Source organism: Bacillus sp. FSL M8-0277 (assembly GCF_037975305.1).
GTDB lineage: Bacteria > Bacillota > Bacilli > Bacillales > Bacillaceae > Bacillus > Bacillus pumilus.
On sequence record NZ_CP150255.1, the window covers coordinates 3,472,675 to 3,484,237 of the forward strand.

At 43.0% G+C, this 11,563-nt stretch carries 10 protein-coding genes and 1 riboswitch; of the genes, 1 reads left to right on the forward strand and 9 read right to left on the reverse strand.

Features of this window, described 5'->3' with window-relative positions:
* Window positions 1-62: 62 nt before the first annotated feature.
* Together MKZ05_RS17670 and MKZ05_RS17675 are read right to left on the reverse strand one after the other, a co-directional pair.
* Complete coding sequence (locus MKZ05_RS17670) at window positions 63-1,181, reverse strand: sugar ABC transporter substrate-binding protein (protein ID WP_339160721.1); 1,119 nt, start codon at window positions 1,179-1,181, stop codon at window positions 63-65.
* Between the two features lie 168 nt (window positions 1,182-1,349).
* Window positions 1,350-1,459: riboswitch (SAM riboswitch) on the reverse strand.
* A gap of 116 nt (window positions 1,460-1,575) precedes the next feature.
* A complete protein-coding gene (locus MKZ05_RS17675) occupies window positions 1,576-3,003 on the reverse strand; it encodes a right-handed parallel beta-helix repeat-containing protein (RefSeq protein ID WP_339160723.1) in 1,428 nt (475 codons plus the stop codon).
* A 368-nt stretch (window positions 3,004-3,371) separates the two neighbouring features.
* Here MKZ05_RS17675 and MKZ05_RS17680 point away from each other — a divergent pair, with 368 nt between their 5' ends.
* Complete coding sequence (locus MKZ05_RS17680; RefSeq protein WP_003215056.1) at window positions 3,372-4,463, forward strand: branched-chain amino acid aminotransferase; 1,092 nt, start codon at window positions 3,372-3,374, stop codon at window positions 4,461-4,463.
* A 314-nt stretch (window positions 4,464-4,777) separates the two neighbouring features.
* Here the strand turns inward: MKZ05_RS17680 and MKZ05_RS17685 are convergent, their stop codons facing one another.
* The 7 genes from MKZ05_RS17685 to MKZ05_RS17715 all read right to left on the reverse strand — a co-directional run bounded on the left by MKZ05_RS17685 (window position 4,778) and on the right by MKZ05_RS17715 (window position 11,560).
* On the reverse strand, window positions 4,778-5,176 hold the full coding sequence (locus MKZ05_RS17685) for a hypothetical protein (RefSeq protein ID WP_050944532.1): 399 nt from the start codon (window positions 5,174-5,176) through the stop codon (window positions 4,778-4,780).
* 119 nt (window positions 5,177-5,295) lie between these two features.
* Entirely contained in the window at window positions 5,296-6,624 is a 1,329-nt protein-coding gene (locus MKZ05_RS17690) for a 6-phospho-beta-glucosidase (protein WP_050944533.1), read from the reverse strand.
* A complete protein-coding gene (locus MKZ05_RS17695) occupies window positions 6,621-6,947 on the reverse strand; it encodes a PTS lactose/cellobiose transporter subunit IIA (RefSeq protein ID WP_003215078.1) in 327 nt (108 codons plus the stop codon). The genes MKZ05_RS17690 and MKZ05_RS17695 overlap by 4 nt, the downstream gene beginning before the upstream one ends.
* A gap of 26 nt (window positions 6,948-6,973) precedes the next feature.
* Window positions 6,974-8,323 carry a PTS cellobiose transporter subunit IIC gene (gene celB / locus MKZ05_RS17700; protein ID WP_044140279.1) on the reverse strand — a complete coding sequence of 450 codons (1,350 nt, stop codon included), beginning with the start codon at window positions 8,321-8,323 and terminating at the stop codon, window positions 6,974-6,976.
* 14 nt (window positions 8,324-8,337) lie between these two features.
* On the reverse strand, window positions 8,338-8,643 hold the full coding sequence (locus MKZ05_RS17705; RefSeq protein ID WP_003214824.1) for a PTS sugar transporter subunit IIB: 306 nt from the start codon (window positions 8,641-8,643) through the stop codon (window positions 8,338-8,340).
* Between the two features lie 122 nt (window positions 8,644-8,765).
* On the reverse strand, window positions 8,766-10,709 hold the full coding sequence (locus MKZ05_RS17710) for a BglG family transcription antiterminator (protein ID WP_335355899.1): 1,944 nt from the start codon (window positions 10,707-10,709) through the stop codon (window positions 8,766-8,768).
* Between the two features lie 236 nt (window positions 10,710-10,945).
* Window positions 10,946-11,560: a sortase gene (locus MKZ05_RS17715; protein ID WP_335355900.1), complete on the reverse strand. Its 615-nt coding sequence runs from the start codon at window positions 11,558-11,560 to the stop codon at window positions 10,946-10,948.
* Window positions 11,561-11,563: the final 3 nt, after the last annotated feature.

The window sequence follows — 11,563 nt, forward strand, 5'->3', positions numbered from 1 at the left end:
CTCCTTCTCATGATCATCATCTGAAAAACGAAACACCCTCTATAGAAGAGAGTGCACGGCGTTTATTTTGAATAATGCTTCTTCAAGGTCTTCATCCAATCTTCTTCAAAGGCAGTCGATGAGCCGAACCCCTTCACTTCGTCTGCAAGATTGACCATATTGATGGCCTTTCCTGATTGTTGAAGCTGTTTTTGTGAGATGAGAGAGGCCTCAAGGTCATAGGAAGACGGGGTTTTCTCACCCGCTATTTTCTTCGCAAGAATTCTCACGTCAACTGCGCCAATGAGCTTCGGATCAACCGCTGCTGTGTACTTCCATGGACTGTCTTTTGCTGTCATTTCTTGAAGATCCGCATTTGACACATCAATCCCATAAATCTTCACTTCTGTTCTTCCTGCTTCCTTTAGCGCTCTTGCTGCGCCAATGGCAAAGGCATCCCACGTAGCAAAAATAGCGTCAAGTTTGCCCTTTGGATATTTATTCAGCATCGCTGCCACTGCATTTTGTGTTTGAACAGACGTATCAGAGGAGGCAATACCAAAGCGGTCAAGTTCCTTGATCCCTGCATGTTGTTTGAGCGTTTCTTGATAGACCTTGTTCCGTCTCACCATTGGCGGGAATCCATCTACCCAGAGGTACGCAATATTTGCTGTTCCTTTAAAGTCAGACACGAGTGCGTCTAGTGATTTTTTCGCTAATTGTTCGTCATCTTGAGACGTCACTGTGACTCCTTTGATGTCCTTCAGCTTAGGATTTGAATCGAACGCTACGACTGGAATACCCTTCGCTGTGATCTTTTTCACGTCAGCGACGGTCGCCTCGTCGTCCCCATGAGAGATGATAAAGCCATCATAATTTTCTTCCAGCGCCTGAGAGATCGCGTCATGGAACTTCGCTGTATCTCCATTTGCGGTGTAGACATCTACCGTAAAGCCAAACGCTTCACCTTCTGCCTTCGTCCCAGCTAAAAACTGCGCTGTATGATCATCTCCTCCAATTTTACGAATGACTTTAATTTTTGCTCCCTGTCCCTTTGCAAATCGCTTCGGTACATTGTCAAAGGAGACCTTTTCGTTCGCATTTGTCTTTGAGCCTGCACTTGATCCAGTGCCGCAGCCTGTTAATAGGACGGTCAATACCGTTAATAATATAAGACAAGATGTAAAATAGTTACGCTTCATTGCTGTTCCTCCTCAAGTTGTTTTTATTTTTCACATCGGAAAACTAGGTAAAAATGTGGGAAAACGCCAGTAAACTGTTCTTTCATTTGAAAAAGAGACGAAAAAAAGCCTCTCTTGGAAAGAGAGGCTTGATCACCGTTGCATGAAACATGTATCGGGATTCTTCCTCTCTTATCTGTCAAAGCTGTAACAGCTTTGCAGGAATTAGCACCAATTTCTATAGTAGAAACGGTTGCCGGGCGTCATAGGGCCAGTCCCTCTGCCTCTCTTGATAAGAGATCCGTTATGAAATTTTGTTTTCGTTGAAATGTCTTCTTTACTTTAATGTGATGTCACATCAATGTCAATGATTTTTTTGAAAATTTAAAACAATGAGTTTGCGATTCAGACTTGCTTAATTTCCGATGATTTTCTTAGCAGGTGATGACTTCTTCAGGCGAAAATCATATTTTTTCTCATTCATAAATTGTGGATTGAGATGTGCTGATCCTTTATCTTGACCGCTTTTAGAGAGATACGTTTTGTAGCCTTCCATCCATTTCCCGCGCCATACCCACTGTGATGCTTTTGCACCTTTGCGGTCGTCATATACGTTCTTCTGGAAGATATTCTTTTGATTTACTCCATAAAGATTCACGACTAAGTAATGCGATGCACTCGCTGTCATGATATTGCTCGTGATTCGATTGTTCACAGCTTGATATTGCATCAACAATTGACCGCCTTCTAAGCCGGCTGTGTCATTTTTGTATAAAATATTATGTGAGATCGTCGTATTTGTTGTTCCGCCTCGCTTTTTATCATAGCCGCCAATTGAAATGCCTGTATAACGGTTCAAATACACTTGATTGTGTTCGATGCGAATGCGATCTGCCATTTTTCCTTTATGTTCACTTGTGACTTCAATCCCTAGGTCATTGTGATGTGTGATGTTATGATCAATCACAATGTCCTTCCCGCCATCCACATAAATTCCGCCAGCGGAGATGTCTTTGCCATAGGCTGGATTTCCTACACTCGTAATCTCATACACTTTGTTTCTAGATACGACACCATTTCTGACTTGATCGTACTTTTTAGAAGGTGCTACGTTCTCAAAACCAATTAAATCAATGCCTATATTATCAGTGTGGCGGACGGTGTTATGTGTCACACGGAACTTTTTGACGTTCCCATTGAGCACAAGCGCTTCACTGAAGCCCAGTTTTAATTTTTCAACAGTGTTTCCTTTGATTTCGATGTCTTCAATGGCTGCAGGAGCTTTTGTTCCATAGACCGCAATACCGTGCGCATTCCCATTTGTGTGTGTCGTCTGAATGTCATACACTCGGTTGTTGAGAAGTTTGACGCCTTTCCCGCTTCCTTTGATGAAAATACCGACTGGGGTCAGATCTTCCTTATTCGTCTTGAGATGTCCCACCGTCAGACCTTTGAGGGTAATGTAACTTTTTTCATCGATCGAGACAAGACCGCCATCTGCTTGATTTCCTTTGAGTGAAGCCCCGCTAATGACAGGTTTTTCTTTTCCGTAAGCTTGAAAGATAACAGGTGCTTTCTTTGTACCTGAATGGCGGACAATCAATTTCTCTTTGTATGTGCCGCCTCTCACGTAAATGGTTGCCCCGGCTTTCGCCATACTTGCCGCTTTTTTCAGCGTGCGAAAAGGTTTTTGCTTCGTTCCTGGGCTTTTGTCGTTCCCGTTTGTCGCCACGTAATAGGCAGTTCCCTGCTTGGCGCCAGCCTCCTCTGTCATCGCTTGACAGCCGAAGCTGATCACGGTCATGAATAAAATGAGTAAAATGCTTGGTATCGCTCGTTTCATCTTGTTGTTTGCTCCTTTCACTTCTCTTCTTTCTTTATCGGTTAAAAAAAAGAGGATTAAAATATGACAATGCCCCTTGCAATGTACTAGTCAAAAGGTGTATGGTTGAAAGAATATCTTACAGGTAATTTATCCGCTTTTAAATTGTCAGATTAATCAGTTAATAATGTATTTGGATTTTATTTCTTTATTAAAAAGGGGTGACATGAGGCAGACTGACGGCAGAGAGAAGGAAAGCGCTTTAACAGATTTTTCTTGTCTGAATTCCAGAAAACCTATTGCTAATATTTTGTGAAGGTATAGAATAGAATCATAATTATTTCATATTATTAGAATTTTCAAATAATCAAACAGCAAGGAGATTTACGATGCCAAAACAACCCATCCGCGTTGAACTTAGTTCAACAAAAAAACCAAAACCTCAATCTGATCAACTTGAATTCGGAAAAATCTTCACAGATCACATGTTTGTGATGGATTATTCCATTGATCAAGGCTGGTATGATCCAAGAATTATCCCTTATCAGGCCATTCCAATGGACCCAGCTTCGATGGTCTACCATTATGGGCAATCTGTTTTTGAAGGCTTGAAAGCTTATGTTTCTGAGGATCAGAAAATTCTCTTATTCCGTCCGGAAAAGAACATGGAACGCTTAAACAGATCCAATGACCGCCTGTGCATCCCACAAATTGATACAGAAACGGTTTTAGAGGGCTTAAATGAACTCATTCGCATTGATAAGGATTGGGTACCTGATGCAGAGGGCACTTCATTGTATATCCGTCCATTCATTATTTCCACTGAGCCGTATTTAGGCGTTGCGCCGTCAAGCACATATAAGCTTCTCATTATCCTATCTCCAGTGGGGTCTTACTATAAAGAAGGCATCCATCCTGTCAAAATTGCCGTTGAAAACGAATTTGTCCGTGCCGTTAAAGGCGGAACAGGAAATGCCAAAACAGCTGGAAACTACGCCTCAAGCCTCAAGGCACAGCAAGTTGCTGAAACGAAAGGTTTTTCACAAGTTCTTTGGCTTGATGGAGTTGAGAAAAAGTACATTGAAGAAGTCGGGAGTATGAATATTTTCTTTAAAATCAATGGAGAAATCGTGACGCCTGAATTGAACGGCAGCATTTTAGAAGGAATCACACGTAACTCTGTACTTGAGCTATTAAAACACTGGGGAATTCCAGTGACAGAGCGTAAAATTTCGATTGATGAGTTAATTGAAGCACATCAATCAGGCGAGCTTGAAGAAATCTTTGGAACTGGAACAGCGGCCGTCATCTCTCCTGTCGGGGAATTAATTTATCACGATCAGCCATATGTGATTCAAGATGGTCAAACAGGTGAAGTATCGAAGAAATTGTATGAAGCCATTACGGGTATTCAAAAAGGAACACAACCAGATATCTTCGGCTGGACAGTAGAAGTCGATTCGGTCGTCAAACAAGCTTAAGCATGTAAAAGAACCTTTCAATCATGAAGGGTTCTTTTTTTGTTTATTCACCCCTCTGATATACCTTATAATGGTAATAACACGTTAAGGAGTGATGGTATGTTTTTTACTTATCTACTAGCGTTCTTTGGTATTTGCATCGGATCGATCATCATCGCTACAGGTTTCGACGATTCACCGTTCCACACCCGGTTTCTATTTAAGTTTCTCGGAATTTCTATCCTTGCTCTTTCTATTACTTTTGTAAAGGTTAGACGAAAAAGGTTACGCAACAAGAAGGGGAAATAGACTTAGATGTCCAGTCAGCCTTCCCATCAAATCGTGCACCAAAACAAGACCGATACACCCACAATCGCCCCTATATATATCCACTGTTTCCCTTTGATGCTCCGCTTTCTTTCGATCAGTAAAAAAATCTCTGGTAAAAAGACGATGATGATTTCTATGATAAAGACAAGATAATAAACAAACGGCATCGGCTGAAAATCAAAGTCTCTTTCATCTCCACCAATTGTTGCGAAATACATCAACAGGTTGGTTGCTGGAATGGTAAAACAAACGAGCAGGCGAAGAACATAAATCCACACATACTGTCTATGACGAATAAGACCAATAAATGAAGCGATGATTCCATACAAAAACAAGACCACTGTGCCATAACTCAACAGAGGTTGAACGATAAAGCCGTAAAGCATTAAACCAATTGCAACCATACTCAAACCGTCCTTTCTTTGAAGCCATACATGTTGTTTTTTACTATCATACACTTCTTTCTTGAATTTCCATATGGGGCAATGATAAAAAAACGACCCCATAAAGGGGCCATTTTGTTTTACGCTTTGACTGATTTGAAGAATTGCGGTAAATATTCACGATGTGCTTCGAGCATTTCATCTAAAATTTGCTTTGCAATTTCGTCAGAAGGGACAAGCGGATTGATCGTCATTGCCACAAGAGCCGTCTCGTAATCTCCTGTGACTGCCGCTTCTGCTGCCACACGCTCGAATGATTTGATTTGTTGAACGAGTCCTCTCACAGCTACAGGCAGATCACCCGTCGCGATTGGTTTTGGTCCGTCCTTCGTAATGATACAGTTCACTTCAACCGCTGATTCAGCCGGAATGCTTGCAATCGCCCCTCTGTTCACTGTATTGACTGGTTGGATGTCATGCTTATCATTATAGATGGAGCTGATTAAGTTACATGCCGCATCACTGTAATATGCCCCGCCTCTTTTTTCGAGCTGTGGTGGTTTAATCGATAAATCAGGATCTTTATAGAGCTCAAATAATTCGTGCTCGACCTGCTGGACTACCTCTGCTCTTGTTCCTTTTTCTTGGGCCGCTTTTTGCTCTTCTTCCAGCATATCTTTTGTTTTATAGTAATAGCGATGATACGGACATGGGATCACTCCTAATCCTTTTACAAAAGAAGGTTCCCAGTTTTTCGCTTCAATGTTCTTCATAGACCACTGACTATTCGGGTTTCCTAATTCATCGAGTACTTGATCCATAATGCTGACCCCGTCTAAATACACGTCTAATCCATAGACCATGTGATTGAGACCGGCAAACTGTACCTCGATCCGTTCAACTTCCACATCAAGCGCCTTGGCAATCCCCATTTTTATCCCAATTGGAACATTGCATAGTCCAACTACTTTTTTTAGATTTGTGTAGCGCAGCACAGCTTCTGTGACCATGCCAGCTGGATTTGTAAAATTCACAAGCCATGCATCTGGACAAAGCTCTTCCATATCCTTCACGATATCTAGAATGACTGGGATGGTTCGAAGGCCTTTAAATAAGCCGCCTGGTCCGTTCGTTTCCTGACCGATGACGCCGTATTTAAGTGGGATTCTCTCATCCTTAGCCCGTGCTTCCAGCAGTCCTACACGAAATTGTGTTGTCACGAAATCTGCGTCCTTCAGGGCTTCCCGGCGGTCAAGCGTCAGGTGTACCTCAATCGGCAGACCGGCTTTTTCGACCATGCGTTTCGCGAGAGCACCCACGATGTTTAACTTTTCCTGACCCGCTTCAATATCCACGAGCCATAATTCCTTTATAGGCAATTCATGATATCGTTTGATAAATCCTTCGACAAGCTCAGGCGTATAGCTTGATCCTCCGCCTATTGTGACAATTTTGATTCCATCTTTCATGAATTGACACCTCCGAGTTGCTTCATTTTTTCATGGAGCTCGATGATTTCCGCCGCAAGCTCCTTGACGGTCATTGCGTTCATGAGATGATCCTGTGCATGGATCATTAAGAGGCTAATATCGGTCTTTTCTCCTCTAATTTCTCCTTGGATCAGCTCTGTCTGTGCGTGATGCGCCTCATTTAACGCGTCTTGTGCTTCCTGCAATTTTTGCTTCGCCTCATCAAAATTCCCTTGCTTTGCACATGTAATGGCCTCCATCGCAGAGCTTCTGCCATTCCCGCCGTGTAAGATGAGTTGAAACACAATTTGTTCCATTTCCATCGGCCGCATCCCCCTTGTTTCCTCTATTACATGCTGACGACATTTTCATCAGTTGTTGCATTTGTTTCTAGTTCACTTTCTTCTTTTAATTTCTGCTTATCCCACATTCTAAAGAATGGGTAGTATAAAGCGAATGACAACGCTAGGTTAATCAGCTGCATGACAGCACCTGAGATTTTGCCTCCTGTGGCGAGATAGCCTGAAATGATAGGCGGCATCGTCCATGGGACCGCAATCCCCGCCGGTTTTGCGACAAGCCCTGTGCTCATTCCGATATATGTCGTGATGATCATCATGATTGGCGTAAGGATAAACGGAATCAGAAGCATTGGGTTCATGACAATCGGCATTCCAAAGATGATCGGTTCGTTGATGTTAAAGATGGCTGGCCCAATGGCAAGTCGGCCAAGTTGTTTCATTTGTTTACTTCTGGCACGTAAGATCATCGTCAGCACCAAGGCAAGCGTTGCACCGCTTCCGCCAACATTGATGAAGATTTCAAAGAACTGCGCTGTGAAGATATTTGGCAGCACTTCTCCTGCTTGGAATGCGAGACGGTTCTCATCCATCGCACCGAGCCAAATTGGACCCATGACGCCGCCGACAATGGTTGCTCCGTGAATACCACATGCCCAGAGGAGCATTTGTACACCAATGGCGACAATACTTCCACCTAAGCTTCCACCAAGAATGGAAAGCGGTGTGCCAATTAAGACCGTGATGATATTATGAATACTCTCAAATGGTGTCATCTCAATCACAAGTCTAGCGACCCAGATCAGCGTGATGACCACAAAACCTGGAATAAGTGCGATAAACGATTTACTCACTGCTGGCGGTACACCATCAGGCATCCTAATGACGATATTCCGCTGGACAATGAATCGGTAAATTTCAGTTGAAAGCATGGCAATAATCATGGCAACGAATAACCCTTTACTGCCCATCAATGTAACTGGAATTCCCCCACCTACTAAGATGGCTTCTGTTGAGCCTTCAGGTGTGAAAGGAACTTGATATGGTGTTGCCAAAAGGAAAGCTGCAACAGCGATCGCACCAGATGATAGGGCATCCACTGCATACTTTTCAGCAAGCCTGTAGGCAATTCCGAAGGTTGCAACAAGTGCCATAATGTCAAAGGTCGCATTAACAGGATAGGATAGTTTCGTGGCCCATTCTGCTCCGAAGATACTTGCCATAAAATCGCTGTATCCTGGGATCGGAAGGTTGGCTAAAATGAGAAACAGTGAACCGACAATAATGAGAGGCATGGTTAAAACAATTCCGTCACGCAATGCTTGTAAATGTCTTTGAGCGGCAATCTTCCCTGCAAACGGCATGACCTTCTCTTCTAGAAATCGGTTGAATCCATTCATCCCTTCCGCCCCCTTTATCCGTTCACTAACTGTTCAGCAGATTTTAAAACCTCAGCCCCGTTACATACGCCGTAATGCACGGTATTGATGACGTCGACTGGAATCCCTTTTTCTTCTCCGAGCTTTTTCATTTGTGGTAATAAATATCGAACCTGTGGTCCTAATAAAAGCACATCGGCTTGATCAATATGATTTTTTGCTGAATCTCCAGATACTGCCCAAATACGATAGTCTTTTCCTTGTTCTTGTGCGCTTTTCTCCATTTTTGTGACTAGTAAGCTTGTTGACATACCTGCTGCACAAACCAATAAGATGTTCATGTGTAAACGCCCCCTTTTGAAAGTGTGTAGCTTTTCTTTACACATTCATCATATTATGAAACCGCTTTCATAAACACCTATACTTTTTCCTTTAGGAAGCGGAAAAAGTTAAGATCACATTGTTAGCTCTTGTACGAAGGGGCCTTTTTATACATGATATCGAGCATGTCTTCAAATGTATCACAGGCGATGAGATGCTGAATGAATTTCACATTGTGCACAAGCTCGCCCAGCAGACGATACATCCCTTTTAAATCTTTGGCATTCTCTTTTTCGACACAAAGCAAGCAAACAAATTGAACTTTTTTCTCTCCCCATATGATCGGTTTTTCTAATGAACAGATCGCCCAAAATGTCTCTTCTGTCAGCGGCGTCATAGGGTGCGGAATGGCTGTATAATGCCCGAAGGATGTCGGTGCAGCCTCTTCTCTTTCCATCACAGAAGGTGTAAGTTCTGCTGGTGCTAATCCCATATCGATAACTTGTTTCGTGAGAAAAGTGATGACCTCTTCCTTTGTTTGAAAGGCGCGTTTTGTAAAGACCAATTCCTTTTTCATATATTGAGAGGCCAATGTCACCCTTGTTTCACTCGTCAGGGCTTCTTCAATTTTTAAAAAGTCGCCGCCTCCCAAAATGGTGTTCACTTGTATGACTGGAATCGGTAAATCCATCTGAATCGGGACCGTTGTAATAATCAAATCCATGGCATGTAAAGAGACATGCGGAAGCGAATAAAGCTCTGCTGTTCCTAAAATGGTCAGCTTCGACCCAAATTGTGACCGCAGACGATCTTGAAGCAGTCTTGCACTTCCTGCACCAGACGCACAGACGATGAGACATCGCTTCGGCGGAATCTCCATTTTCCTCCGCTCTAAAGCCGCACCAAAATGAAGCGCCATATATCCGATTTCATTCTCATGAATACTCAGCCCCTCCTCTTCTTCAAGGACCCTGCTGGCGATAATTCCTGCTTCAAAGGCAAGTGGATACCCCGCCTTTATTTCATCAAGCATTGGATTTCTTAAGTTCATCCCATATTTACACCGGGTCATGGCTGGCTTTAAGTGCAGACTCAGCCCAATCATTAATTCCGCATCACCGGCTAAATCAAGCTGCAGCTTTTGATCAATGGCTTGGAGCATCAGCTGGACAAGACGGCTCGTGTCATCATCCACAATTTGTTTTTGAGCGCTCGATGAAAAGGACTGCACCATTTTGGCTGTTCCTAATAAATGAATGGCGATATAGACGATCTCTTCTTGTGGAAAAGAGACTTCCAGCAGTCCTTCAAGGCATTCCACCATTTTTTTAGCCACCTCGTATTCCTTTGCCCGTGGAATCTCATTGATTTCCTCTGGCAAAACAGATACATAGTTTCCGTGTCTAATTCGTTTGCAGGCAATCGCGACATGAACGATTAAATTATTCATGCAAATGTCTGATAGATTCATTCGTTCTTCATTGATATAATCAATGATTGTTTTCTGAATCAATTCCAGTTCATGTTTTGGCAAAATGGTGACTGCCGTGTTCAGCATCGTTTGGCAGGATCGGCGTTCACTGAATAAATATTCTGACATACAATAACGAATTTTCATCTCCGATCCTTTGATCCGGCAGCCTTTATTCGGCTTCGCTTCCAGCTTCAGATCAAAGGGCTCAAGCTTGCGTTTAACCCATTTCATATCGTTACTCATCGTCGATTTACTAATAAACAGCAGCTGCTGTAAGTCTTCCAGTTTCACATAAGATTCTGCGAGAAGCAGCTTTTTTAAAATAAACCGGACTCGCTCCTCCGGAAGGACCGCCAGCGGCTCTTCCTGTTCGACCTCCTCTTTCATAAAACGGCGAAAGGCATTCTCATCGTTGATCAACAGCTCATAACCAGCTCCTCGAACAGCTGTTACAGCCGCTTGATAAGGAGCAAGACAGTCGTTCAGTTCCTTGATGTCTGTACGAATGGTGCGGCTTGTTACTTGTAAACTGACAGAAAGCGCAGCGCTTGTGAGCGGGGTCTCCGCTGCCATGAGCTGACTTAAGATGTGCGCCAGTCTTTTACTCAGCATCAGATCGGCCTCCTTATGTAAGGGTGGAGAATCTGCCTTGTCTGGACAAGGTGTATACGCTTGCAGTTCTCTTCATTACTCATATTCTACTGAAAAGAAATAAAAATTGCCATCTCATTTATATGACAAACGCCCCTATTTATACAACAAACCCTATCCAATGTCCTATGAATCTTTTGGCAGGACCGTTGGGGAAACCATGAAAAAAAGGCGATACACCTCCGTATCATCGCCTTTTATGAAGAAATCAGCTGCGTAAAGACAACCAATCTTTTTTCATGAGTCCCTGCTGCATGATCAAATGTCCCTGTACACGTGATTAAATTGAGATTCCGTGTAAAAGCATACCCGAAAAACGCATTTGGTTTTTCTTCACGCGGATAGCTTTGCACTTTGACGACTTCAAAGGTTCGCTTTTTACCTGATATGGATGTCACGATTACCTTGTTTCCCTTTTTCAGCTCCTTCAATCGATAAAAAACAGAAGGTCCCCACTTATGATCAACATGACCATTCATAACGGCATTTCCTTTATCTCCTGGCTTTGGACCATCCTTAAACCAAGCTGTGTTGTCCGTATTTTTTGGAACCCCCATACTGCCATCCTTTGATAAAGTGGTTTTCTCTATTTTTGCTTTGACATCAATCGCCGGAATCGCAATTTCAGCCGGGACAATACCGGACGGTTCGTCTTTTAACATGGCTTTTGAATGAGACTGTTTTGTGGCTTGGTTTGTTGTCATTTTTTCAGGAGATGAGGTTGTTTTAGCGGATGACGAATCATCCATCGATTTTGATGCACAGCCCGTGATGACAAGAAGCATCAGAAGACCAAACAGCCATCTTTTCAAGTC